The organism is Paenarthrobacter sp. AB444, from assembly GCF_028736865.1.
GTDB lineage: Bacteria > Actinomycetota > Actinomycetes > Actinomycetales > Micrococcaceae > Arthrobacter > Arthrobacter nicotinovorans_B.
The window spans coordinates 68636-93118 of sequence record NZ_JAQZBY010000011.1 but is presented as its reverse complement, the minus strand read 5'-3'; the positions used below and the strand labels follow the sequence as shown (position 1 = coordinate 93118).

Here is a 24483-nt window from a genome sequence, read left to right as displayed (position 1 = left end):
GCGTTCATTAAGTGGATCCAAGTAGCGCCGTCGTGCCGCCGGGAAGGGCGGAATTGACTCCCAGGGAACGTTCAGCGCATGGCCAGCCCCTCTTGGGTTAAGAAAGTGAATGCATGTCACGTCCATCACTTGACTGGAACTTGGCGGATATGACGTGCCACACTGTGTAGCGCGAGTGCACCGGCGTCCCCGTCGGAACAGCCGACGACGTCACGCATCGCAGCCCCCAACACCTTTCCCAAGGGAGACCCATGTCCAGTCCCAGCACCGAAGCAGGCGCGCCCCACGTTTCACGGAAGGTGATCGGCCTCGCTGTCGCCGGCGCAGTGGGTGGCTTCCTTTTCGGCTTTGATTCCTCCGTGGTTAATGGCGCCGTGGATGCCATGGCGAGCGAGTTCGCCATGAGCGAGGCACTCACCGGATTCGCCGTTGCCGTGGCATTGCTCGGTTGTGCCGTGGGTGCCTACCTGGCAGGCAAAGTCGCCGACCGTTATGGGCGCATTCCCGCGATGAAGATCGGTGCGCTGCTGTTCCTGGTAAGTGCTGTCGGAACCGGCCTGGCCTTCAGCGTGTGGGACCTCATCTTCTGGCGCTTGGTGGGCGGCCTCGGCATTGGCCTGGCGTCCGTGATTGCCCCCGCCTACATCTCGGAAATCTCCCCGAGGCATGTCCGCGGCCGTTTGGCATCACTCCAGCAACTGGCCATCACCACGGGTATCTTTGCCGCGCTGCTCTCCGACGCGGTCCTGGCAAACTCGGCCGGCGGTGCCGGTGAAACCCTGTGGCTGGGCATTGAAGCGTGGCGGTGGATGTTCATCGCCTGCGCTCTTCCCGCCGCCGTCTACGGCTGGATCGCTTTCCGCCTGCCCGAGTCGCCGCACTTCCTGGTGCTCAACGGCAAGGAAGACCAGGCCCGCACCATCTTCACCAGACTGATCCCTGGCGACGATATCGACCGCCACATCCGCGAGATCCGTGAATCCATCCAGCAGGAAAAGCTCTCCACCAAAAAGGGTTCCTTGCGCGGCAACCGCTTCGGCCTGCTGCCTGTGGTGTGGATCGGCATCATCCTGTCGGTGCTGCAGCAGTTTGTTGGCATCAACGTCATCTTCTATTACTCGACCACCCTGTGGAAGGCTGTCGGTTTCCAGGAAAAGGACTCGCTGACCATCTCGGTTGCCACGTCCGTCACCAACATTCTGGTGACCCTCGTGGCCATCGCGCTGGTGGACCGCATTGGCCGCCGGCCCATCCTGCTCACCGGTTCCATCGGCATGGCTGTATCGCTGGGGGTTATGGCCTTGGCCTTCTCCTCGGCTCAAGGATCAGGGGCGGACATCACCCTTCCCGGCGCGTGGGGACCGATCGCTTTGGTCGCGGCCAACGTCTTCGTGATCAGCTTTGGTGCCTCATGGGGTCCGCTGGTGTGGGTGCTGCTGGGTGAGATCTTCCCGTCCCGCATCCGCGCCCGCGCGCTCGGCCTGGCGGCTGCTGCGCAGTGGATCGCGAACTTTGCCATCACGCTCAGCTTCCCCATCATGGCGGCAGGTTCGCTGCCCCTGACGTACGCCATGTACGCGGCGTTCGCGGCGGCGTCGTTCTTCTTCGTAATGTTCAAGGTTCCCGAAACGAACGGCATGTCCCTGGAGCAGGCCGAAACCCTGTTTGTTCCCAAGGGCGCACCGGTGGCACCGCTGCCTGTCACTTCGGACGAAGGCAAATAGCAAACAAAGAAGCCCGGCGGATGTGATCCGCCGGGCTTCTTTGTTTGTGATTGCTAAACCAGGTGCGGTTCGTGGGACGACAGGAACTTCCGACCCCCGAACGCGATGAGGATTGCGATCACCATGGCCACCGCGCCGGCAAAGAACGGCACCTGCGGCCCGAAGTGCTCACCGAGCTGCGCGGCGGCAAAGGGTGCAAGCGCTCCGCCCATCCAACGGACAAAGTTATAACCGGCGGAAGCAACCGGACGCGGCGAGTCTGAGACGCCCATGGCCAGCTCCGTGTACACCGTGTTGTTGATGCCCAGCAGGGCACCTGCCACGATCACCAGCACGACGACGGCAGGCACCGAGTGCCCCGCGGCCAGTCCCAAACCGATCAAGTCGAGCATGAGGACGGCCAGGGTGCCCGTCAGGACCTTCACCGCGCCAAAGCGCTTCTGCAGTACGGGTGCAACGAAAACCGAGAACACAGCTACGGCAACACCCCAGCCAAAGAAGACTCCGCCGATGCCGTAGGCGTCCATGCCGAGGATGAAGGGCGTGAAGGCCAGGATCGTGAAGAAGCCATAGTTATAGAACAGCGCGCTGGCGGCCGTGGTGCGGAGGCCTTTGTGCCCGAGAGCCAGGAGCGGATCCCGGAGACGGGACTTCTTCGCGGGCGCGGGTGTCTTGGGGAGCAACGCCAGCAGGGCAATGAACGCGATGGCCATCAGTACCGCCGTGCCGAAGAAGGGTGCACGCCACTGCCACCCGCCAAGGAGGGCGCCCAGCAGCGGCCCGAGCGAAATGCCAAGGCCGAGGGCAGCCTCATAGAGGATGATCGCGGTTCCCGTTCCGCCGCTTGCGACACCGACAATCACGGCCAGGGCAGTTGCAACGAACAGGGCGTTTCCGAGTCCCCACCCTGCGCGGAAGCCCACGAGCTGTTCGACGCTCCCGGAGAGACCGGACAGGGACGCGAATACGACAATAATCGCCAGGCCAATGAGGAGCGTCCTCTTTCCGCCGATCCTCGAGGACACGAAGCCACTGATCAACATCGCTATCGCCGTCACCAGGAAGTAGCTGGTGAACAGCAAGGACACTTCGCTGGTGGACGCCTGGAGGTTCTTCGCAATCGCGGGGAGGATCGGGTCAACCAGCCCGATGCCCATGAAGGCAAAGACCGCGGCGAGGGCTGTTGCCCAGACTGCCTTGGGTTGCTTGAGGAACGAAGCCTTCTCCGCTTCGAGGGTGTTTTCGACGGTTGTTTCGGCGCTTGCTGAAGCGTCAGCCAACTGGCGTGACATTCAATTGCTCCTTGTCGGTGCGTGACTGGGTATTGGTTCTGGGTATCAGTTCTGGAACGAGCTGTTGATTTTGCTGATGACGGGAAGCGCCGCGGCCAGCTGGCCGATCTCCTCTTGGCTGAGCCCCTGCAGCAACTCAGCCACCATGGCATTGCGCCGCTGGTCGGCAGATTCGACGGCGGCGTGCCCGGCCGGGGTGATGGCCACCTGGACAGCCCTGGAGTCGTCGGGGTCGGGCTGGCGGGTCACAAGGCCGGCGCGCTCGAGTTTGATGATCTGCTCAGTCGCGCTGGGAACCTTGATGCCAAGATTCTTGGCGATGTCACCAACACGGAGACCGGCGTCGGAAATCATGGAAAGAAGGCTGAGTTGCGCAGCGGTGAGGTCGCCTTCGGGATCCAGGCGGCGGAACATGTAGACGCCCAACCGCAGGGCCTCACGGAATTCCTGCGCAAGGTCAATGAGTCGGGGACTGAAGCCATCATTCATATTTAGGTAGCCTAATAGTTAGGGACCCTAATAGTCAAGCCGCAGCCCGCCCATCCAGGGGACAGCAGATGTCGCAATGGGGTCCCATAGCGATGTCTACTGTCCCTTAGTTGGGTGGGTGCGGGTTAGAGGGTGAGCTTCATGCCCTCGTGGCTCGCGACAAAACCGAGCCGCTCGTAGAAGCGATGGGCAGCGGCTCTGGATTTGTCGGTGGTGAGCTGAACGAGCGAGCATCCATGCTGGCGTGCCCGATCAATGGCCCACTGGATCATGAGCGCCCCAACGCCCTGCCCCCGCAGCGCACCGGAAACCCGAACCGCCTCGATCTGTGCGCGCCATGACCCCCGACGGGACAGGCCGGGGATATAGCTGAGCTGGAAAGTTGCCACAACCTCTCCCGCGAGTTCCCCCACCACCAAAAGGTGCGCCGGATCGGCGTCGATCGCGTCAAAAGCCCGCTCGTATGGCGCCAAATCGTCGGCACTTTCTCGCGTGGCACCCAGCTGGTCGTCCGCCAGCAAGGCCAGGATCTGCGGCAGGTCGCCCTTCCGGGCGCGTCGAAGGGTGAGGGTCCCGGAGTCGACGGCGGCAGTCAGCAAGGTGGGCGAGGTGGCAGGGTCTGTAGTCACCATCCCAGCATGCCAAATTCTTCGGTATTCAGTATTGCTAAGTACCGGTACCTAGTTCTACTATGTAGTGGTAGCTAGCAATACTGAGTAGTGAAGGAGGTGTCCGATGGGCAAACAAATGACAGAGATGCTCAAAGGCACTTTGGAGGGCATCGTGCTGGCCCTGCTGACCGGAAAGGCAGCGTACGGATACGAAATCACCACGCTGCTCCGGGAACAGGGCTTCACGGAGATCGCCGAAGGCACCGTGTACGCGCTGCTGGTGAGGATCGAACAAAAGGGGCTGGTGGACGTCGAGAAACGGCCATCCGAAAAGGGCCCGCCCCGCAAGGTGTACACCCTCAACGCCCAAGGCAAAAAAGAACTGAACGAATTCTGGAACACCTGGAGCTTCCTGTCCGAACGACTGGAACAGCTCCGCAAGGAAGGAAACTGACATGGCAGCAAAATGGATCGAACTGGTCACCGGATCACTCGAGCAGAAGAAGCAATACAAGCAAGCAAAAGCGCGGCTGGATGCCCTGCCCGAGCCGTACCTCACTGTAGCCACCGCCTTCAACCGCTACCTCATGTACTACGGCGGAGTGACAGAAGGCGACACCATGGTGCAGATGTTCACGGACCTGGCCGATCTCTGGGAACGCGCCGCTGTGGACGGCACGCCTGTGAGCGCGATCGTCGGAGATGACCCCATCGAATTCGCCGAAACCTTCGCCCAGGCCTACGGCGGAAAACGCTGGATCGACAAGGAACGCGAGCGCCTCAACAAGGCGATAGACAAAGCGAAGGAAGCGGAATCATGACTGCTGCGGCAATCCAGGTCAAGGGCATCGAAAAGTCCTACAAGGATCTCCATGTACTCAAGGGCGTGGACTTCGACGTTGCGAAAGGCAGCATTTTCGCCCTCCTCGGATCCAACGGAGCGGGGAAAACCACCATGGTGAAGATCCTGTCGACGCTGCTGACAGCCGACGGCGGTCAGGCCGCCGTCGACGGTTTCGACGTCGGCTCCGAATCGCTTCAGGTGAGGCAGTCCATCAGCCTGACCGGGCAGTTCGCCGCGGTGGATGAGGTCCTCAGCGGGAAGGAGAACCTCATCCTGGTGGCCAAACTGCGTCATTTGAAGAACCCCGCCGGGATCGCGGACGAACTGCTTGCGCAATTCAGCCTCAGCGACGCCGGGGACCGCAAAGTGGCGACGTACTCCGGCGGCATGAGGCGGCGCCTTGACATCGCCATGAGCCTGATCGGCAACCCCAAGGTGATCTTCCTGGACGAACCCACTACCGGGCTCGACCCGGAGGCCCGCATTGAGGTGTGGCAGATCGTCAAGAACCTCGCCACCAAGGGCACCACCGTGCTGCTCACCACCCAGTACCTGGACGAGGCCGAGCAGTTGGCGGACCGCATAGCCATCCTTCATGAAGGACGCATCATCGCCAACGGCACCCTCGGCGAACTGAAGCAGCTCCTGCCGCCGGCCAAGGTGGAATACGTGGAAAAGCAGCCGAGCCTGGAGGACATCTTCCTGGCACTGGTAGGAACCAACGGCAGCACCGAGTCAGTAAAGGACAGGTCATGAATACCCACTTCTTCGCGGACACCTCGGTCCTGCTGGGCCGCTCCATGCGTCACATCTTCAGGAGCGTGGACACCATCATCACCACCGCGATCACGCCGATTGCCCTGATGCTCCTGTTCGTCTACGTCTTCGGTGGCGCCATCAGGACCGACACCGATAACTACGTCAACTACCTGCTCCCGGGCATCATGCTGATCGCCATTGCATCGGGCATCGCCTACACCGCAGTACGGCTATATACGGACATGCAGAGCGGCATCTTTGAGCGGTTCCAGTCCATGCCGATCGCACGCTCCGCGGTGCTTTGGGCGCATGTGCTGACGTCACTGGTTGCCAACGGATTGTCGCTGGTGATCATCGTGGGGGTTGCACTTCTCATGGGCTTCCGAACCTCCGCGAACGTGCTGGACTGGCTGGCCGTGGCAGGAATCCTGACGCTGTTCACCCTGGCACTGACGTGGATCGCCATCATCGCCGGGCTTTCGGCGAAGTCGGTGGATGGCGCGGGCGGCTTCTCCTACCCGTTGATCTTCCTGCCGTTCATCAGCTCCGCTTTCGTCCCGACGGACACCATGCCAGGACCGGTGCGCTGGTTCGCGGAAAACCAGCCAGTGACGTCGATCGTGAACACCATCCAGGATCTGTTTGCCCAGCGTCCGGCCGGCACCGACATCTGGGTTGCGCTGGCTTGGTGCCTGGGGATCCTGGTTGTCGCTTATGCCTTTGCGACGGCGGCCTATAAGCGGCAGATCGCTTAGCCGCACACCACCACCAGTGCCAACGGCCTAAGCTCCCTTTCCCCAAGGGAGCTTTCGCCATGCAGGGCTGCTTATCCCCTGCCTGAGGTTTCCTTCGCGGTTCGCTTCACCTTGGTAACGGCCAGCCCGATGACGCTGGCTGCCGCGGCCAGGAAGAAGAACAGCACCAGCAGCGGACTGGACATCCCGGGGAAAAGCGGGTTCCCGCCGGTCAGGAAGATCGAAGCCAGCAGGCCCGCCATGGACACACAGAATACCAGCGCGAGTACTTTCTGCCTGCGGCCCTGGCGAGTCATCGGCGGTCTATTTGAAGTAGCCATGGATATATTCTATCGTGTTGATCAAACCTAAATTGACAGGTTTGTAAACAACATGGGGGATATTGTATGAAAGTTCGAAAGATTGCTGGAATCGTCTCTGCTGCGCTTCTGGTTGCCGGCGGAAGCGCCGGGGTTTCGCTAGTGGCGCCGGATGAGGCGAAGGCCTCCGTATGTGGTTACTCACAAGAAGTCCGCTCCTACAATTCCATCCTTAGCCTGAGCCTGCTCGGTCAGACACTGGACCCTTTTGGCGGCCAAAAAGTCGTGTCTGTGTACGGTCATTGCGGCCCTACGAACGTAAAGATCGTCACCGAATCACCCAACGGCAACCGCTACGTGTGCGTGCCCCCCGGCGATAGCTGGCTGGGTTTCGTTAACCAGGGCGGCAGGGTCACCGGCGCCTACTACGTCGGCCTTTGCTAAGGGGGGGCCAATGATCAAGGTCAACGGTTTCAGACGCATTTGCGCCGCAATATCGACCGGGGCAGCACTGGTACTCACCGGCCTGGTAGTCACCGCCGCGCCGGCATCCGCCGCAGTGTGCGGTTTTCAGGGTGTTGTCACTTCGAACATCGGCGGCAGCACAGCGCCGTGGGAACAAGCCATCTATAACCACTGCGGCCCAGGCAATGTCAAGATCAGAGTCCAGTACTACTACGCCGAACGCGACCTGTGCGTAACCCCTGGGGAGACGCGCCTTTATGCGAACCCGAACTTGGGCGGCCTGAACTTTGCTTATTACATTGGCGGATGCTGACCGATAAACATCAGCCGATGTTCTATAGGGCGATTATTGCCCGCGCACTTTTGCGATATATATCGGCTTGCTTCTAAATGGAAATTGATTAATTTCATCACCGGAAGACTGCTCACCGCCTGCGGGTTCGCCCTGGCCGGCGTGCATGAGTGTCCCAATGGCCCCAGGCCGGCGGGACACTCATGCAGACATGGTGCCGAACTCGTTACGTGGCAGACCGGCAACCCCAGCCATTGCAGACCGATTCGCCATTTGTCAGACATAAGCTATAGCTTTATCGAACCAGATCTGTAACGGCCGTCACCTTTTTGACGGTTCTTCCGAAGGGTTCTTGAACACTCATGTCTGACCAGACAACAACAGGGCAGCGCACTGCCTCCAGCAGGGACAGCGAGCCCCACCTTTCACGCTCGCTCAGCAACCGCCACATCCAGCTCCTGGCCATCGGCGGCGCCATCGGAACCGGCCTCTTCATGGGCTCCGGCAAGACCATCTCCGTCGCCGGCCCCTCCGTGATCTTCGTGTACATGATCATCGGCTTCATGCTCTTCTTCGTCATGCGTGCCATGGGGCAGCTCCTGCTGTCCAACCTGAACTACAAATCGTTCAGCGACTTTGCGGGTGACCTTCTGGGCCCATGGGCCGGCTTCTTCACCGGCTGGACCTATTGGTTCTGCTGGGTTGTCACCGGCGTGGCTGACGTCATCGCAATTGCGGGTTACGCCAACGAGCTCTGGCCGGGCATCCAGCTGTGGATCCCGGGCCTGGCCACCATCATCATCCTGCTCCTGCTGAACCTGCCCACCGTGAAGGCCTTCGGCGAGACGGAATTCTGGTTCGCGCTCATCAAGATCGTGGCCATCGTGGCGCTGATCGTCGTAGGCCTGGTGATGATCTTCACCGGTTTCCAGTCCAGCGCGGGTACGGCCAGCTTCACCAACTTGTGGAACCACGGCGGCTTCTTCCCCAAGGAATTCATGGGCTTCGTTGCCGGCTTCCAGATTGCCGTCTTCGCCTTCGTGGGCATCGAACTCGTGGGCACGGCAGCAGCTGAAACCAAGAACCCCGAGCACAACCTTCCCCGCGCCATCAACGCCATTCCCCTGCGCGTCATGCTCTTCTACGTTGGCGCGCTGATCATCCTCATGTCCGTCACCCCGTGGACTGAGTTCAAAGCCGGCCACAGCCCCTTCATCGCCATGTTCTCCTTGGCGGGGCTTGGAATCGCAGCCACGGTGGTCAACCTCGTTGTGCTCACCTCGGCCATGTCCTCGGCCAACTCCGGCATCTACTCCACGTCGCGCATGGTCTTTGGCCTGGCCAACGACGGCGACGCACCCAAGGTCTTCGGCCGCCTCTCCAGCCGCAAAGTACCCCAGAACGCACTGTTCCTTTCCTGCGTGCTGTTGCTGGCCGGCGTCGTCCTCCTTTACGCAGGCAAGGACGTTGGTGCCGCGTTCGACATGGTGACCACGGTGTCCGCCGTCTGCTTCATGTTCGTCTGGTCGATCATCCTGGCCAGCTACCTCGTCTACCGGAAGCGCCGCCCGGAGCAGCATGCAGCGTCCACCTTCAAGATGCCCGGCGGTGTCCCGATGGTGTGGGTCGTGTTCGCGTTCTTCGCGTTCCTGGTGTGGGCCCTGACCACCCAGCCGGACACCCTCACGGCCCTGCTGGTGACGCCCATCTGGTTCGCGATCCTGGGCATTGCTTACGCAGTGGTCCGCCGCTCACCGCTTCACCAGGCCCGCGTGGCCGAATGGAAGGCGATGGCGGAAGCCGAAACCGCGGCAGCGCGCTAACCCTTAAAAGCGAAAGCCCGACGCCGGGCACCCACCTTGGGTGCCCGGCGTCGGGCTTTTAACAGCGAATAGTGAGAGAGGGTCTCTCGCAAGCACGCGGGATGTGAGAGAGGGTCAGAGCTCCGCTTGGCGGTCCTCCACCAGCTTCTGCACGGCAGGGAACAGCGGGTGCGTCGGCGGCAGTTCCGTGACGCGTTCGACGACGGCCGCCGCGTCCGATTCGGACAACAGCTTGGCGAGCTCCACGGCTTCGTCGTCGGCACCGTCGTCAAAACGCAGGGCCGCGGACATGGCCTCAAGCAATGCCACCGGGGTGACTCCGCGCTCGGCGAGTTCTGCCGCCGGACCCACAAAACGCTCGTTGCGGCCGAGTTTCCGCAAGGGGGCCCGCCCCACACGCACCACCGTGTCCGGCAGGTGAGGGTTTGTGAAGCGCGAGAGGATCTTCTGCACGTACGCTTCCTGGGCAGCTTCCTCGAACCCGTGCTTGCCCACCAGGAGTTCCTTGGTCTCCTCCAGCACAGCGCGGACCTTCGCGGCCACGGCGCTATCAGCCATGGCGTCGGAAATCTTCTCCAGCCCGGCCTGGTACCCAAAGTACGCTGCCGATGCGTGGCCCGTGTTCACAGTGAACAGCTTGCGCTCGATGTACGGTCCCAGCTCGTCCACAAACGTGGCGCCCGGGATCACCGGAGCATTGCCCTTGAAGGGCGTGCGGTCGATAACCCACTCGTAGAAGGTCTCCACGGTGACATCCAGGCCTTGGCCCGCTGCCTGGTTGGGGACAATGCGGTCCACTGCGGTGTTCGCGAAAACCGCGACGGCGTCCAGGTCACCGGCCGAGTCGTCCCAGGCGGCGCGGATCTCGGTGTGCAGGAGGTCCGTGGCGTTAATGGCGTTCTCGCAAGCCATCACGTGAAGGGGCGGGAGGTCCGCGGGCCGGGCAGCCAGCCCGCGGGCGATCACCGGTGCAACGAACTTCAGGATGTGCGGCCCCACCGCCGTGGTGACCACATCCGCCGTCGCGATCTCCTCCACGACCGCGTCCTCCTGCGTCGCTGAGTTCAGCGCCCGGAAGCCCGTAACGGTCTTGACTGCGGGATTCTCGCCTACCTCATGGACGTCGTACGAGTCCGCGGACGCGAGCTGGCTGATCAGGGCGTCGGCGACATCCGCGAACACCACCTCATAGCCTGCTTCGTGCAGCAGCAACCCCACGAAGCCGCGTCCAATGTTGCCTGCCCCAAAATGGACTGCCTTCACTATGCGTTGACCTTTCCGAACAGCTCCAGGACCTCATCCACCGTGGTTGCCTGCTCCAACTGGGCAACCTGTGCCTTGTTGGTGAAGATCTTGGCAATGGAGGACAGGATGTGGAGGTGTTCGTTGTTGATGCCGGCCACGCCGACGACGAACTTCACTTGCTTGCCGCCCCAGTCGATGCCCTCCGGGTAACGGACAATGGACACGGCCGAGTGGTTGATGTGTTCCTTGGCGGCGTTCGTGCCGTGCGGGATCGCCAGGAAGCTGCCCATGTACGTGGATACGGATTCTTCGCGCTCGTGCATCGCGTGGACGTAGCTCATGTCCACAGCACCACGGTCGAGCAGGAGCTGTCCGGCCTCGTCGATCGCGCTGTCGCGGTCGCGGGAAGTACCGTTCAGGACCACGCTTTCGCGCAGCAGCACGGCTTTACCTTCGACGGCGGCAGCCGGCTCAGCGGTGTGCGCGCCATGGGCGGGGGCTGCTGCGGCGGTCTCTGTGGTTTCTGCCGGTGCGCCCTCGCTGTTGCTGGCCCTCACGAGTTCAACGATCTCGTCGTAGCGCGGGCTGTTCATGAAGTTGTCCACCGAGTAGTGCACGGCGCTGGCGGTACGCGGCTGGGCCCTCTCGGTGAGGTCCTCGTGCGTCACAACGACGTCGTAGCTGTCGCTCAGGTTGGCAATGGCCGAGTTGGTGACCTTCACATCCGGGAACCCTGCGGCCTTGATCTTGTTGCGCAGGACCGAAGCACCCATGGCGCTGGAGCCCATTCCGGCGTCGCAAGCAAACACGATGTTCTGCACCGGACGGGTCAGGACGGTTCCCTCGCCACGGGCCGCGGCGCGGTCAGCACCCTCGCCGGTCAGGGCGGAGGAGACGGAGCTCTTCTTGCCCTTCATGGCTTCCATGCGGGACGTGGCTTCGGTGAGGTCGTCCTCGCCCTTGTTCTTGGAGGTGCGCAGGATCAGGGAAGCGATCAGGAAGGACACGGTGGTGGCCAGGACGACTGCCAGGATTACCCCAACGTAGCTGTCGCGCGAGGTCTGCGCGATGACGGCGATGATGGAACCAGGAGCAGCCGGGGCAACGAGGCCGGAGTTGGTCAGGGCAAGGGTCGCAATGCCCGTCATGCCACCACCGATGGCGGCGAGGATCAGGATCGGCTTCATCAGTACGTACGGGAAGTAGATCTCGTGGATACCGCCGAGGAAGTGGATGATCGCAGCACCCGGAGCCGATGCCTTTGCTGCGCCACGGCCGAAGAACATGTACGCGAGCAGGATGCCCAGGCCCGGGCCGGGGTTGGCTTCGAGCAGGAAGAGGATGGACTTGCCCTGCTCAAGGGACTGCTGGACACCCAGCGGAGTCAGCACACCGTGGTTGATGGCGTTGTTGAGGAAGAGCACCTTGGCGGGTTCGATGAAGATGCTCGTGAGCGGGAGCAGTCCGTTGTCAACCAGGAACTGGACCACGTTGCCTGCGCCCTTACTGAAGCCGGCGACCAGCGGGGAGATTCCGTAGAAGCCCAGCAAGGCCAACGCGGCACCCCAGATACCGGCGGAGAAGTTGTTGACAAGCATCTCGAAGCCAGGCCGGATCTTGCCGTCCCACAGTCGGTCGAGCTGCTTGATGGTCCAGCCGCCAAGGGGACCCATGATCATGGCACCGATGAACATCGGGATGCCGGCGCCAACAATGACGCCCATGGTTCCAATGGCACCCACGACGCCACCTCGGACGTCATAGACCATCTTGCCGCCGGTGTACGCGATGAGCAGCGGCAGGAGGTAGGTAATCATGGGCCCAACAAGGCCCACATTGGCAACACCTTCGGCGTTGGTACCGAAGCCACCAAGCTGGGGCACTGGGAGGTAGCCCTTTTCGATGAAGAGGGCCGTGATCAGACCCCAGGCGATGAAGGCCCCGATGTTGGGCATGATCATGCCGGAGAGGAATGTACCGAACTTTTGGACACCAACGCGCAGGCTGGTGCGGGGCTTCGCAACGGTCTCTGTTGCCATGTGAATTCCTAACGTGTGTCCCGCGGCGGCGCGGGGTCAGTCGATATAGATCGAGAGAGAGCAGCTAGGAGCTGCTGGAAATGCGGTGAAGCCACTCAAGGAAGAGCTTCAGTTCAGAGCTGGACAGTTGGTCTGAATGCGAGGCCTGCAGTGCCGCATTCAGGGCGATTGCCGCAACAACTACCGAGGACTTACCGGAGTCCTCCGCTGCGGCGCCACGGGCTGTGTCCGTGGAGACGGCGAAAATCATGGAATCCCGGGTCATCGTCGAGAGCTCGAGGTTCCGGTCTTCCACCGGTTCTGCGATCAACATGAGCGTGACGCCTACGTTGGCCGCCAGGATGCTGCGTGCTGCTTCGCGGGGCGGCACGTTGATCTGACCGGCGATGGCGGCTTTGTTCAGCATCTCTTCCAGGAGCGCTTCAGCATCGGCCACGATTGCCGGGCGGCTTTCCGGCCTGATGTTGCCGAACATCACCAAGTACAGGTGGGGTTGGGTCAGCCCGAACTGGACGTGGTTGTCCCACATGCGCCGGACGTCTTCCAAGGGCTCCCCGGACGGTGCAAAATCCCGCTCCCCCGCCACGTACTCTTCGAAACCGGCTGAGACGACGGCGTCAAACAGTCCTTCTTTGTCACCAAAGTGGTGGTAGAGCGTTGGCGCCGTGACCCCGGCAAGCTTGGTGATCTGGCGCGTCGAGACCGCTGACCCCTCCGAATTCGCCAGCAATTCGGCAGCTGCGCGAAGCAACCGAATTTTCGGCGGAAGCTGGTCATCGAAACTCATAACCGCTACCCTAGCACCTATAGCATTGCTATATGAAGTAGCTCACAAGGAAATTTTGTAAGCTAAATTTGCAGGCTCCCGGTGCCGTCGCCGGCGGGTCTTGACCGACAAGCAGGAACAGAGGATTCAGTGCAGAATTTCCAAGGAGTTGGGGTTAGCCCTGGCCGCATCATCGGTTCCGTCCGCCAGATGCCCAAGCCGGTGAGTGAGCCGCCGTCGGGCGAACGCCTCGCCGCGGACGTCAACCCGGAAGACGCCGTCGCGGGCCTGAAAGCCGCGGCGCAGTCTGTCCACGACGAGCTGAAAGGCCGCGCGGACAGCGCCTCCGGCGACGGTAAAGCAGTCCTCGAGGCCACCGCGCTGATGGCCAAGGACACCATGCTCCTGAAGTCGGCCGGCAAACTCATCAACTCGGGAACCTCTGCCGAGCGCGCCATCTGGGAAGCCGGCGCGTCTGTCTCCGAAATGCTGCACAACCTCGGCGGCTACATGGCCGAGCGTGCCACTGACGTGTTGGACGTGCGCGCACGCATCGTGGCTGAACTCCGCGGCGTCCCCGCTCCGGGCATCCCGTCCTCCGACACGCCCTTCATCCTGGTGGCCGAGGACCTCGCACCGGCAGATACCGCCACGCTGGACCCGTCCAAGGTCCTTGCACTGGTCACCTCGGGCGGCGGCCCCCAGTCCCACACCGCCATCATCGCCCGCTCGCTCGGCCTGCCCGCCGTCGTCGCAGCCCACGGCGTGGACGACATCGCGGACGGAACCGAAGTCTACGTGGACGGCGCGGCCGGTTTCGTGGCAGTTGAACCCACCGAGGAGCACCGCACCTCAGCAACCGCGTGGGCTGAAACCTCCGCGACATTGGCTTCGTTCGACGGAAACGGCACGACGGCGGACGGCCACCTGGTGCCGCTCCTCGCCAACGTCGGAGGTGCCAAGGACGCCGTGGCTGCGGCAGGTCTCGGAGCGCAGGGTGTTGGCCTGTTCCGCACCGAGTTCTGCTTCCTTGAACGGGACACCGAGCCCTCAGTGGATGAACAAGCCGCCGCCTACAAAGCCGTGTTTGATGCCTTCCCTGGCAAGAAGGTGGTCCTTCGCACCCTGGATGCGGGCGCCGACAAGCCCCTCCCCTTCCTCACGGATGCCACTGAACCCAACCCTGCGCTGGGCGTTCGCGGCTACCGCACCGACTTCACTACTCCCGGCGTCCTTGAGCGCCAGCTTGAGGCCATCGCCCGGGCCGCGTCGGAATCCGAAGCCGATGTGTGGGTCATGGCCCCGATGATTTCCACCGCAGCCGAAGCCGGACGTTTCGCTTCGCTGTGTGCCGCCGCCGGAATCCAGACGCCAGGTGTCATGGTGGAGGTCCCCTCCGCTGCACTGACCAGCGCCACCGTCCTGCGCGAAGTCGGTTTCGCCTCCTTGGGTACCAACGACCTTACGCAGTACGCCATGGCCGCCGACCGCCAACTCGGCCCCCTCGCGGAACTGAACACGCCCTGGCAGCCCGCGGTGCTGCGGCTCGTCCAGCTCACTGTTGAAGGCGCGGCACAGGAAGGCGCCGGCCGCGAAGGCGCCAACAAGCCCGTGGGCGTCTGTGGCGAGGCGGCCGCGGACCCGGCCCTCGCCGTCGTCCTTACCGGCCTGGGTGTCACCACACTGTCCATGACCGCGCGCTCCTTGGCCGCCGTCGGAACAGTACTGAAGACCGTCACGCTGGAGCAGGCGCAGGAACTTGCCCGCCTGGCATTGTCCGCCCCCAGCGCTACCGAAGCGCGCGAGTGGGTCCGGGCCAAGCTCCCCGTACTCGAAGAACTCGGCCTCTAACCCGATCCACCGCCAGGAGGAACAATGCCAGAACGCACAGCAACCGTAGCCAGCCGCTCGGGCCTGCACGCCCGGCCCGCCGCCCTGTTCGCCGAGGCTGCGGGCGAACAGCCGGTGGACGTCACCATCGCCATGCAGGGCCAGCCCGAAGATGAAGCGATGGACGCCGCCAGCATCCTGTCGCTCATGACCCTTGGCGCCGCCAAGGGCGACGTCGTGGTGCTGCGGGCCGAGGGTGAAGGCGCCGAGGCAGCACTGGATGCCCTGGTGAAGCTGCTGGAAACGGACCTGGACGCGGAGTAAGTTCTTCCCTTCCCAACCGCTAGGCTTCTGCCATGGCATTGATAGCTCCCCGGGTCACAGCGGGCCTCCCCGCCGACGACGCCCGGAATTTGGCGCGGTCCCTCAACGACAGCGACGACATCACGGTGTTCGTGGACGGCACGGTCCATCGGCTGCCCGACGCGGCGCGCGACGCCGTCGTCGACCTCCTGGCGAGACTGGGGCGGGGCGAAACGGTGACCGTCAGCAGCGTGGAGGAAATGCTCACCACCTCGCAGGCGGCGGAGCTCGCCGGGATCTCGCATACCTATTTGCGGAACATGACCGACCGCGGCGAGATTCCTGTGGAGTACCGGGGAACGCATCGCCGGATCCGGCAGGCCGCCATCATGTCCTGGCTGGAAACGCAGAAGCGCAAGCAGGCTGAAACTGCTGCCGCGGAGGCCGCAAAAAGCGAGTGAAAGTGTCCGAGTGATAAGGATCAAGCAACGATCCCAGCCAACAGGCGGGCACCCGTAAAGGCCGGGGTTACGCTTGATCGGTGGGCAATTTCAAGGGGTGGCATATCGTGGCTGGTTTGGCCGCGCTGGCCCTTGCCATACCCCTGGGCTCAGCCATGGGATTGAACTTCGTGGCGACGTTCATGTTTGCGTGCACAGTCTTCGTCGCGGTCACCATGTGGACCGAATCGAAAATCGCACGACGCCGGGAGGCCGCTGATGCTGCGGCCGCACCTGACGCTTCACATCCGGCAGCGGACCCCACCGAATCGGACGACGCAACCAGGGAGTAATCGCCCCTCGCGCCGGATGCGGTTCAATAGCGGTATGGCTTCGAGAATCCCGCACCTGGTTTGGCCCGCATGACCGCACTGTTGTCAGCCGACGTCGAGGTCCTGGGCCTGACCGGACGCATCCTGTGGACGGACGGCACGCCATCGCCAGGCGCTGCGCCGGAGGCGACCCCCGCCTACATCCTCATCCACGGCATTGGGGTCTCCCACCGGTACCTGGCGAGGTTGCACGCCGTGCTCGCCGCGAGCGCGCCCACCTATTCCCTGGACCTGCCCGGTTTCGCCGGGACGCCGCGGCCGGACCGGCAACTCGAGGTCGAAGACTACGGAGCCTTCATTGCCGAAGCACTGGCATCGTGCGGGATCGACTCGTACATCCTCGTGGGCCACTCCATGGGAGTGCAGTTCGCTATCGAGGCGGCCCTGCATCGTCCGGAGAGTGCACGGCATGTGGTGTTGATGGGTCCTGTGGTCGATTCCAGGCACAAGAACATCCTGCGGCAGTCGATCGCCTTGGGTTTGGACGGGCTGCTGCGCGAAAGCCCCTCCTCCAACTGGATCGTGTTTACCGACTACCTCAAGTGCGGGCCGCGCTGGTACTTCACCGAACTGCCCGTGATGATGAAGTATCCCACCGAAGACCGGCTCTCCCGGGTACAGGCCCCGGTGCTGATCCTCCGCGGAAGCCGCGACCACGTGGCGGGGCCAGAGTGGTCGCTCCGGCTTTCGCGGGCAGTGGCGCAGGGACGCCTGGTGGAGATTCCCGGGGTTGGCCACGTAGCCCAGCACATGCGGCCCAAGGCCGTGGCGGATGCCATCCGGAGCTTTGTCACCGCAACAACGCAGCACCGCTGAGAGCTAACGCACGACGACGGTACTCACCGGGGTGCCCTTGTTGGGTGCCGCCGGATCAGGCTAGGCTGGCGGGGCAAGCGGATTAGTAAGTTTGCTTACGAAAGGATGCATCATGACCAGCTATGACCCGGAAGACGATCCCCGGACCTTCGGCGTGAGCGGCGCAACCGGCCCCATCGACACCACGGCCGAGGCGGACAGCATCCACGAAGATCCCGATATGCGCCAGGACGAGGACGACGATCCCGCCGCCTCAGCCAACCCCGATCCCCTGGACGGAAACGTCACAGGACTCGAGCCCGGTGGAGGGGTACCCCCAGGCGAAACGCCTCCTGCCGAAGGAAGCATGAGCAGCGACCAGGGGCACGAGGAGTAGTTCCCGGCGGCACAGCTAACTCCGTTGCCAACCCGCTGTTGCGTTGCTGGCCAGCGACGCAACAGCGGGTTGGCAACGTGCTTGGCAGCGACCCTACGGGAGGCTCAGTATCTCCCCGAGGTCGTACTCCACAGGCTCCTCAAGCTGCGAATACGTGCAGCTTTCGGGGGTCCGGTCCGGCCGCCACCGACGGAACTGCGTCGTGTGGCGGAACCGGTCGCCCTCCATGTAGTCGTACGCCACCTCGATGACCAGCTCAGGGCGGAGGGGAACAAAGGAGAAGTCCTTGCCTGCGCTCCACCGGCTCTGGGCGCCGGGCATCCTGGATCCACCGGCCTCCTGGTTGGCCCACTCACCCCAAGGGTGGTCGGCAAAATCCACTTGATACGGCTCGAGTTCAGCCACCAAGGCCTCCCGCTTTGCCATGGGGAATGATGCCACGACGCCAACGTGATGAAGCCGGCCCGAGTCGTCGTAAAGCCCCAGGAGCATCGAGCCCACAACTTTCGCGGTCTTGTGCCACCGGAAGCCGGCCACGACACAGTCGGCTGTCCGCTCATGCTTGGTCTTGAACATCACCCGCTTGTTCGGCTGGTAGGTGCCGTCGAGCGGCTTGGACAGCACGCCGTCGAGCCCTGCTCCCTCAAGCTGCACGAACCATTCCTTGGCCCGCTCCAGGTCAGTCACCGCGGGCGTGACGTACACCGGCGGCTCAGCGTTGGCGAGGACTTTCTCCAAGGCCGCGCGCCGCTCGGCGAAGGGCTTTCCCGTGAGATCCTCCTCGCCCAGGGCAAGAAGGTCGAACGCCACCAACGACGCCGGCGTCTTCTCCGCAAGCATCCGCACCCGGCTGTCCGCGGGATGGATCCGCTGCTGCAACACCTCGAACTCCAGCCTGTTGCCCTGGATCAGGATGATCTCGCCATCCACCACGCATTTGTCCGGAAGGTTCTTCTTTAGGGCTTCAACGAGCTCCGGGAAGTAGCGCGTCATGGGCTTTTCGTTGCGGCTGCCCAGGATGATCTCGTCCCCGTCCTTGAAGACGATCGTCCGGAACCCATCCCACTTGGGCTCGTAATGCCCAACGTCGGGGATGTTCGGGACAGACTTGGCGAGCATGGGCGAAACGGGCGGCATCACAGGCAGGTCCATAGCTCATGTCTACCGGCCAGTAGGCGCCCAAGGCTAGTGCCTTCCGGACTTTGGCGCCCCGAAGCCTAAGCGGTAGAACCCTCTCGAAGCGGGCGGACGTACCGCCCGTTACATTAATGTGACTTTACTTTCCGGCTACTGTACGGTCGTAGGGCGACCCGAATCTCCGCTGGGCCGCTTCTGGATTGACGCCGGGCTCTGCCGCAATCCAGGATCCGCCAGACCCGCGGCAGAGACGGGGGACCCACAGTTCTCCGGGCTTGTTTTCTCCACAAGCCCTTGGGGTGAAGCCGCAACCAGCGGCCGGACGGCCTCGTCCGAACCCGACAGCTAACCTCGCAGGCGTTGAGAGGCACAACCATGTCCCCAACCATGGATAACACGCGCCGCGCGCAACTCGAACGCGAGCGCACCAAGCCAACCGGACGCCGTCGGGCCCAACCCAGCGGACAGGTCACCGGTACAGAAAGTACGACGCCGGAACCCGCCACCGCGGCGATTCCCACCACTGCGTCGCCCACGGTAGAGGCGCCCGCCGCAGCCGCTCCCACCACGCGCGCCGCCGCGCGTGCCGCTGAGCGGGAACGGGCAGCCCGCGCCGTGATTGAGCCGGCAGAAACCCCGGCAGCGAAATCCGTGCTCCCGGAACCGGCGACCGCGGCCATCCCGGTTGTCGAGGCCGCCCGGGCCGCAGCCCCCGCTTCAACCACGCCGGGCCCTCCAACGTCCGCGATCCCCATCGTCCGGCAAGAAGACGTGGCCCAGCCCGCGGATACAGTTCAGTCCGTGCGCCCGAAGCAGGATGCACCGGTCAAGCAGGATGTTCCAGAACCGGCCACCGCGGCCATACCCGTGGTCGCCGCAGCTGCACCCAAGACGCCAGCTCCTCTTAACGCTGCGGGCCTCGCCGCGACCTCGACATTCGGCCGCGAACCCCAAGCCGTCCTGCGGAAAGCCGCGTCCGTGAAGCACATGAGCCAGCGCATGGCAGTTGTTGCCGGCGCGCTGGGACTCGCCCTGACCGCAGGATCCGTGGGCCAGGCCTTGCATCTTCCCTTCTTCGGGCAGGAAGCACCCACAAGCCAAGCCGGCGGCAGCAACGCAGACCGCCAATCGGGCTCCGCCGCACCGGCACCACGGACGTCCTACACCACGGCTTCGTCCCCGTCGTCATCGGGTTCAGCCTCGTCCGAAGCCGGCCAGCCGGCAACGGTCCCGGAGGCACCTGCGGCCGTTTCGCCGTCGTCGGTTCCCTCACCGCACGTCTCCTTGGCCGCGCCGGTCTGGGTACCTTCGGCGGCAGCCCCGGCTGCTGCACCGCCCGTGACCTCGACGCCTGCGCCCGGAACGACTCCGGCCCAGCCCGCGCCGACTCCCAGCGACGTGCCGTCGGACACGGTCACCACGCCCCCGGCGACGCCAACGCCGACCACCACGCCCACTCCCACCACAACTCCCACGCCTTCGCCCACGCCAACGGAGACCTCCAAGCCACGGCCCACCGGCAACCCGAACACGCCGAAGCCGCAAGCATCCACCTTGGAATCGCTCCTTGGTGCTGCCCGGGATGTGTTGCAGTGAGCATCCGCTTGCCCCGCACCACAGTCCACACCGGATGGCACAGCCGGTACTGCAGCAGCAGCCGCACGTCCACGTTCCGACGCCGAAGGGGCCGCTGGAGTTGCCAGCGCCTAAGGCGTTCCTAGCCAACACATGAGGCAGGCACCCACGCCGGGTGCCTGCCTCATGTGGTTAATGGCCCCTGATTCAAGAGGCCCTCAGATCCTTGGCCTGCCTGCCCAGCGCCGCGCCTTGAGGGCAGCATGCAGTTCGAGCCGAATGGCACCATTGAGCGGATCAGCACCGATAAGCTGGCGGATCCGGCCCAGCCTGTTGTAGATGCTGCTGCGGTGAAGGTGAAGTTTGGCGGCGACATCCTGGACCGCGCCGTCGTTGTCGTAGAGGAGTTCCAGGACCGGCAGGAGCTCGCCGTTCTTGTCCTGATCCTCGAGGGTCCGGAAATGCACCGAGCCGGTGTCGTCCCAACCACCCGGGGCCAGCAGACGATCGAACAACTGGTACACCCCGACCGCCCGGCTGTCCACCAACTCCCCCAGCTGCAGGTCCACCGCAGCGGCCTGCGCGGCAACCTTGGATTGCCGGTACGCCCCCGCGAGCTGCCTGATGACTTGGAACGGTTCGCTGATCCCCAGGATGACGCGGTCCACGGTCCTGCCGGCACGCTTGGCGAGCTCCAGCTGGTAGTGGACCAGAACCTGCGCGTGGTCTGCCCGGCCACCGGATTCGCGGAAGAGGACCACCGAGTGGGTTTCCGTACCCGCACTGAACAAGGCGGCGTTCACGCCGATGGTCGACTGCAGCGCGGCAGAGCGATGCGTCAGGGTTGCGGCAATGGGGTCGACGTCGGACCGGGCACCGTCCGCGTCCAGGACGGTCACCAATTGCCATGGACCGCGGCCTTGGATCTCCTTCCAGCCCGCTACAGCGGCGACGGCGTTCGACTCCCCGCCGCACGCCGAGAGGAACTCCTGCTCACGCCTGCGCCGGAACTCGGACTCGGCCGTGTTGGAGTCAAGGAGCAAGCCCGCCAACAGGTCCAGCTCGTCACGCACGCCGGGCAACTGGGCGAGGATCGCCGTCGCGCTTTGCTCCTCAAGGTCCTGCTGGACCCATAAGTACCCCACACGGAAACCGCGGACCAGGAGCGGCACGCACACACGTCCCAGCATCCCCAGCTCGTCGTTGGCCGGGACCACCACGGGACGCACCGCTGTGGCGATGCCGTGTGAGAGCTGCCAGGCGCTGACGTCCCCCGGAACACGCTTGCTCAGGAGGAAATTCACGCGGACGCGGTCGGCATGGGATTGGTTGGAGCTGTAGGCGAGGAGGACGCCGTCGAGATCCTCAAGGGATAGTCCGCGCCCGAGCTTAAGTGCCACGCGTTCAACGATCTGTTCCACGTCCTGCTGCATCCTCCACAGCGTACCAACACCAGGCGACACTTGACGCTCCAGTGCTCGACAAATGTCGAACAGCCCGGCGAAAATTCCTTGATTTTCCGGCGTTTGGTCCTTGGGCCGCTCCGGTATTCATGTCGCCTGCCTCACAGCCGGATTTATTCTGGAATCACAGCCCGCAGTACATATTCGGCCGAACAGGCCGCTAACGATGGAGCCAGCAAATGATCATCGGCGTCCCCAAAGAAATCAAGAACAACGAGTTCCGCGTAGCCATCACGGCCGCCGGTGTCCACGAGTTCCGCACCCACGGACACACCGTTCTGGTTGAGCGCGGCGCAGGCTTGGGCTCGGGCATCACCGACGAGGAATACTCGATCGCCGGCGCAGAAATCGTCAACGAGGCCGATGACGTCTGGGGCCGCGCCGACATGGTCATGAAGGTCAAGGAGCCCATCGCGGCCGAGTACCACCGCTTCCGCAAGGGCCTCATCCTCTTCACCTACCTGCACCTCGCCGCAGAGCCCGAGCTCACCGCCGAGCTCATCAACTCCGGCGTCACCGCCATCGCCTACGAGACCGTGCAGGAAGGCCGCGCACTTCCGCTGCTGGCTCCGATGTCCGAGGTCGCAGGCCGCTTGTCCGTGGTTGTTGGCGCTTCCTCCCTGATGGCTCCGGCCGGTGGCAAGGGCGTCCTCCTGGGCGGCGTACCGGGCGTGCGTCCGGCCAAGGTTGTTGTACTGGGTGCCGGCGTTGCGGGAACCAACGCCGCCGCCATGGCGCTGGGCCTCGGTGCTGATGTCACCATCATGGACATCAACATCAACCGGCTGCGCGAACTCGACGCCCTCTATCAGGGCCGCCTGAAGACCGTTGCCTCCAACGCCTACGAGATCGAGAAGTCAGTCATCGACGCGGATCTCGTAATCGGCTCCGTCCTGATCCCGGGCGCCAAGGCTCCCAAGCTGGTCACCAACGATCTCGTGTCCCGCATGAAGCCGGGCTCGGTCCTGGTGGACATCGCCGTGGACCAGGGCGGTTGCTTCGAAGACACGCACCCCACCACCCACCAGGAACCGACGTACAAGGTCCACAACTCGATCTTCTACTGCGTTGCCAACATGCCTGGCGCTGTTCCGAACACCTCCACGTACGCACTGACCAACGTCACCCTGCGCTACGCCGTGGCACTGGCCAACCTGGGCGTCAAGGCCGCTTTCGACCGCGACCCTGCCCTGGCTGCCGGCCTCAACATCGCTGCAGGCCACGTGGCACACCACTCCGTTTCCGAGGCGCACAACCTGCCCTTGGTCAACGACTGGCACAGCCTGGTTTCCGCCTAGCACGCCAACCACGACGGCGGGGTGCGGCTTCCATACGAAGCCGCACCCCGCCGTCGTGGTTTAAGCCGCGCCGAGTTGGCAGTTAATGACAATGTTGCTGCCGAACACTGTCATTAAGTGTCACTTCGCGGGCAGTGTGGGAAGCTCCGGAACCGGGATGTCCGAGGGGCGGAGCTTTGAGGGATCCAGCTTGGAAGGATCAAGGTCCGGGGGTGTGACGGGCAGCGACGGAGCCGGAGGGAGGATGCCCTTGCCCGGATCGGTGCCCGGACCTTTGGGGGCCTGGGACTGACCGTGGCCCGGGGTGGCCTGCGGATCAGCGTGAGGTGTCCCGGCAGGGTTCGTGGGAGCCGCTGGGGCAGGAGTGGGCTGGTTCGGAACAACGGCCGGCTGGCTTTCCTGGCGGGAAGGGTCCTGCACCGGCGTCGTACCTGCGGGCACCGGGGCCTGGGGAGCGTTGCCCGAGCCGGGGGTCAACTGTGAAACCACCGAGCCGATGGCCGCGCCGATGTGCTGGAAGGCTCCCGGAATCCCGCCTTCGGAGGCTGCTGCCGCTGTCGCACCACCTGCCAGCGATGCCGCAACGACAAGACCGACGACGGCGGCGCGCCCCTTCTTCCTGCGGCGTGCGGCCAGTTCATCCACAGGAGCAGCCTGCTGCGTCACCTCAACAGCGACGGCGGGCATCAACTCCGTGGCCGCGGGGACACCCACCATCAGGGCGCGGACAGCGTCCGAGGGCATCGGTGCGGTGTTGGCCAGGGAACGCAGTTCGAGAAGTTCAGTGCGCAGGGCGGAGTTGTCCTCCATCCCGGCGTCCGCGAGCAGGGAGTCGATGGCCTGCTGGTCGTTCCGCCGACGCGGTGCGGTGTTTTCGCTCATGATGTGCCGTTCCTTAGTAGCGCACGTTTCTTCAGTGCGCCCAATGCCCTGCGCTGCAGTTGTTTCACGGCACCCTGGGACTTGCCCATGATGTCCGCTGTTTCTTCCACCGACAGGTCGGCGACGACCCTCAGTGCCAGGACCTCCCGGTAATCCTCGGCGAGGTCCTCCAAAAGTTCCGTTACCCCCAGGCCGGAAGCCCTGCCGAATGCCTGCTCTTCAGCCGATGGAGAGCGGCGGGCATCGAAGTCCGGTTCGTACGGCATGGAGTCGGGGGTCCGTTCACGCTTCCGGTAATGGTCCACCAGACGGGCGTGCGCGATGGTGAACAGCAAGGTCTTGGCGCCCTGCAGCCCGCCGTGGAGGGAGTCCAGCTTGGGATACAGGGCAAGGAAGACATCCTGCGTTACGGCTTCGGGATCGTCCACGCCGCGGGCTTTGAGGTAACCGAAAACCGGCCCGGAAAAAGCGTTGTAGGCAGCCGTAAAGAGCAGGGCTGGATCATCGTGATCCGCCTGCACGTATTCGTCAGCCAAGGGTTCAAGCACCCGTGGACGCCTCCATCCCG

27 protein-coding genes and 1 riboswitch are annotated in these 24483 nt (G+C 63.6%); of the genes, 16 read left to right on the top strand and 11 right to left on the bottom strand.

The features are described 5' to 3' along the window. The first annotated feature begins 251 nt into the window (after window positions 1–251). Window positions 252–1724 carry a sugar porter family MFS transporter gene (locus tag PQ627_RS14430; RefSeq protein WP_274262085.1) on the top strand — a complete coding sequence of 491 codons (1473 nt, stop codon included), beginning with the start codon at window positions 252–254 and terminating at the stop codon, window positions 1722–1724. A gap of 53 nt (window positions 1725–1777) precedes the next feature. On the opposite strand, the gene PQ627_RS14425 is transcribed toward PQ627_RS14430, so the two are convergent. The 3 genes from PQ627_RS14425 to PQ627_RS14415 form a co-directional block, all read right to left on the bottom strand. Beyond that, a complete protein-coding gene (locus PQ627_RS14425) occupies window positions 1778–3016 on the bottom strand; it encodes an MFS transporter (protein WP_274262083.1) in 1239 nt (412 codons plus the stop codon). A 45-nt stretch (window positions 3017–3061) separates the two neighbouring features. Continuing rightward, a complete protein-coding gene (locus PQ627_RS14420) occupies window positions 3062–3505 on the bottom strand; it encodes a MarR family winged helix-turn-helix transcriptional regulator (RefSeq protein WP_274262081.1) in 444 nt (147 codons plus the stop codon). 125 nt (window positions 3506–3630) lie between these two features. Then, a complete protein-coding gene (locus PQ627_RS14415; protein ID WP_274262079.1) occupies window positions 3631–4137 on the bottom strand; it encodes a GNAT family N-acetyltransferase in 507 nt (168 codons plus the stop codon). 103 nt (window positions 4138–4240) lie between these two features. Here PQ627_RS14415 and PQ627_RS14410 point away from each other — a divergent pair, with 103 nt between their 5' ends. The 4 genes from PQ627_RS14410 to PQ627_RS14395 are packed head-to-tail and all read left to right on the top strand — an operon-like array spanning window position 4241 to window position 6474. Beyond that, entirely contained in the window at window positions 4241–4570 is a 330-nt protein-coding gene (locus PQ627_RS14410; RefSeq protein ID WP_144662159.1) for a PadR family transcriptional regulator, read from the top strand. Window position 4571: 1 nt separating this feature from the next. Further along, window positions 4572–4937 carry a DUF1048 domain-containing protein gene (locus PQ627_RS14405; RefSeq protein WP_262276396.1) on the top strand — a complete coding sequence of 122 codons (366 nt, stop codon included), beginning with the start codon at window positions 4572–4574 and terminating at the stop codon, window positions 4935–4937. Continuing rightward, window positions 4934–5716, top strand: coding sequence for an ABC transporter ATP-binding protein (locus PQ627_RS14400; protein ID WP_274262076.1), 783 nt, complete (start codon window positions 4934–4936; stop codon window positions 5714–5716). The genes PQ627_RS14405 and PQ627_RS14400 overlap by 4 nt, the downstream gene beginning before the upstream one ends. Continuing rightward, window positions 5713–6474, top strand: a complete 762-nt coding sequence (locus PQ627_RS14395; RefSeq protein WP_274262074.1) for an ABC transporter permease — start codon at window positions 5713–5715, stop codon at window positions 6472–6474. Before PQ627_RS14400 ends, PQ627_RS14395 begins: the two co-directional genes overlap by 4 nt. Window positions 6475–6545: 71 nt before the next feature. Here PQ627_RS14395 and PQ627_RS14390 read toward each other — a convergent pair whose 3' ends face one another. After that, window positions 6546–6794: a hypothetical protein gene (locus tag PQ627_RS14390; protein WP_274262072.1), complete on the bottom strand. Its 249-nt coding sequence runs from the start codon at window positions 6792–6794 to the stop codon at window positions 6546–6548. Window positions 6795–6860: 66 nt separating this feature from the next. On the opposite strand from PQ627_RS14390, the gene PQ627_RS14385 reads away from it, so the two are divergent. From PQ627_RS14385 to cycA, 3 genes are all read left to right on the top strand, one after another. After that, window positions 6861–7217, top strand: coding sequence for a DUF6355 family natural product biosynthesis protein (locus tag PQ627_RS14385; RefSeq protein WP_274262070.1), 357 nt, complete (start codon window positions 6861–6863; stop codon window positions 7215–7217). Window positions 7218–7227: 10 nt separating this feature from the next. Then, window positions 7228–7551, top strand: a complete 324-nt coding sequence (locus PQ627_RS14380; protein WP_274262068.1) for a DUF6355 family natural product biosynthesis protein — start codon at window positions 7228–7230, stop codon at window positions 7549–7551. A gap of 341 nt (window positions 7552–7892) precedes the next feature. Next, complete coding sequence (gene cycA, locus PQ627_RS14375) at window positions 7893–9353, top strand: D-serine/D-alanine/glycine transporter (RefSeq protein ID WP_274262066.1); 1461 nt, start codon at window positions 7893–7895, stop codon at window positions 9351–9353. 114 nt (window positions 9354–9467) lie between these two features. Here cycA and PQ627_RS14370 read toward each other — a convergent pair whose 3' ends face one another. From PQ627_RS14370 to PQ627_RS14360, 3 genes are all read right to left on the bottom strand, one after another. Then, window positions 9468–10616, bottom strand: a complete 1149-nt coding sequence (locus PQ627_RS14370; protein WP_274262064.1) for a mannitol-1-phosphate 5-dehydrogenase — start codon at window positions 10614–10616, stop codon at window positions 9468–9470. Then, a complete protein-coding gene (locus PQ627_RS14365) occupies window positions 10616–12637 on the bottom strand; it encodes a PTS mannitol transporter subunit IICBA (protein ID WP_274262062.1) in 2022 nt (673 codons plus the stop codon). The genes PQ627_RS14370 and PQ627_RS14365 overlap by 1 nt, the downstream gene beginning before the upstream one ends. Window positions 12638–12701: 64 nt before the next feature. Continuing rightward, window positions 12702–13424, bottom strand: a complete 723-nt coding sequence (locus tag PQ627_RS14360; RefSeq protein ID WP_144662142.1) for a TetR/AcrR family transcriptional regulator — start codon at window positions 13422–13424, stop codon at window positions 12702–12704. A gap of 129 nt (window positions 13425–13553) precedes the next feature. On the opposite strand from PQ627_RS14360, the gene ptsP reads away from it, so the two are divergent. From ptsP to PQ627_RS14330, 6 genes are all read left to right on the top strand, one after another. After that, window positions 13554–15254 carry a phosphoenolpyruvate--protein phosphotransferase gene (gene ptsP / locus PQ627_RS14355; RefSeq protein WP_274262060.1) on the top strand — a complete coding sequence of 567 codons (1701 nt, stop codon included), beginning with the start codon at window positions 13554–13556 and terminating at the stop codon, window positions 15252–15254. Window positions 15255–15278: 24 nt separating this feature from the next. Then, entirely contained in the window at window positions 15279–15557 is a 279-nt protein-coding gene (locus PQ627_RS14350; protein WP_144662138.1) for an HPr family phosphocarrier protein, read from the top strand. A gap of 32 nt (window positions 15558–15589) precedes the next feature. Next, window positions 15590–15997 carry a helix-turn-helix domain-containing protein gene (locus PQ627_RS14345; protein ID WP_144662136.1) on the top strand — a complete coding sequence of 136 codons (408 nt, stop codon included), beginning with the start codon at window positions 15590–15592 and terminating at the stop codon, window positions 15995–15997. Between the two features lie 80 nt (window positions 15998–16077). Further along, window positions 16078–16329, top strand: coding sequence for a hypothetical protein (locus PQ627_RS14340; RefSeq protein WP_144662134.1), 252 nt, complete (start codon window positions 16078–16080; stop codon window positions 16327–16329). Window positions 16330–16398: 69 nt separating this feature from the next. Beyond that, the gene (locus PQ627_RS14335; protein ID WP_274262056.1) at window positions 16399–17184 is read left to right on the top strand and encodes an alpha/beta fold hydrolase; all 786 of its coding nucleotides are present in this window, start codon (window positions 16399–16401) and stop codon (window positions 17182–17184) included. Window positions 17185–17296: 112 nt separating this feature from the next. After that, window positions 17297–17560, top strand: coding sequence for a DUF6480 family protein (locus tag PQ627_RS14330; RefSeq protein WP_274262055.1), 264 nt, complete (start codon window positions 17297–17299; stop codon window positions 17558–17560). A gap of 93 nt (window positions 17561–17653) precedes the next feature. Here PQ627_RS14330 and PQ627_RS14325 read toward each other — a convergent pair whose 3' ends face one another. Beyond that, complete coding sequence (locus PQ627_RS14325; RefSeq protein ID WP_274262052.1) at window positions 17654–18712, bottom strand: ATP-dependent DNA ligase; 1059 nt, start codon at window positions 18710–18712, stop codon at window positions 17654–17656. 206 nt (window positions 18713–18918) lie between these two features. Next, a riboswitch (cyclic di-AMP (ydaO/yuaA leader) is annotated at window positions 18919–19069 on the top strand. 15 nt (window positions 19070–19084) lie between these two features. On the opposite strand from PQ627_RS14325, the gene PQ627_RS14320 reads away from it, so the two are divergent. Next, entirely contained in the window at window positions 19085–20293 is a 1209-nt protein-coding gene (locus PQ627_RS14320) for a hypothetical protein (protein WP_274262050.1), read from the top strand. A gap of 197 nt (window positions 20294–20490) precedes the next feature. Here PQ627_RS14320 and PQ627_RS14315 read toward each other — a convergent pair whose 3' ends face one another. Beyond that, the gene (locus PQ627_RS14315; protein WP_274262047.1) at window positions 20491–21705 is read right to left on the bottom strand and encodes a PucR family transcriptional regulator; all 1215 of its coding nucleotides are present in this window, start codon (window positions 21703–21705) and stop codon (window positions 20491–20493) included. Window positions 21706–21914: 209 nt separating this feature from the next. Between PQ627_RS14315 and ald the strand changes: the two genes are divergently transcribed. Beyond that, window positions 21915–23033, top strand: coding sequence for an alanine dehydrogenase (ald, locus tag PQ627_RS14310; RefSeq protein ID WP_144662122.1), 1119 nt, complete (start codon window positions 21915–21917; stop codon window positions 23031–23033). Window positions 23034–23153: 120 nt separating this feature from the next. On the opposite strand, the gene PQ627_RS14305 is transcribed toward ald, so the two are convergent. Further along, window positions 23154–23915, bottom strand: a complete 762-nt coding sequence (locus PQ627_RS14305; RefSeq protein ID WP_274262045.1) for a hypothetical protein — start codon at window positions 23913–23915, stop codon at window positions 23154–23156. Then, window positions 23912–24463 (bottom strand): RNA polymerase sigma factor, encoded by a 552-nt coding sequence (locus PQ627_RS14300; protein ID WP_274262043.1) that lies wholly within the window; start codon window positions 24461–24463, stop codon window positions 23912–23914. The genes PQ627_RS14305 and PQ627_RS14300 overlap by 4 nt, the downstream gene beginning before the upstream one ends. Between the last annotated feature and the right edge of the window lie 20 nt (window positions 24464–24483).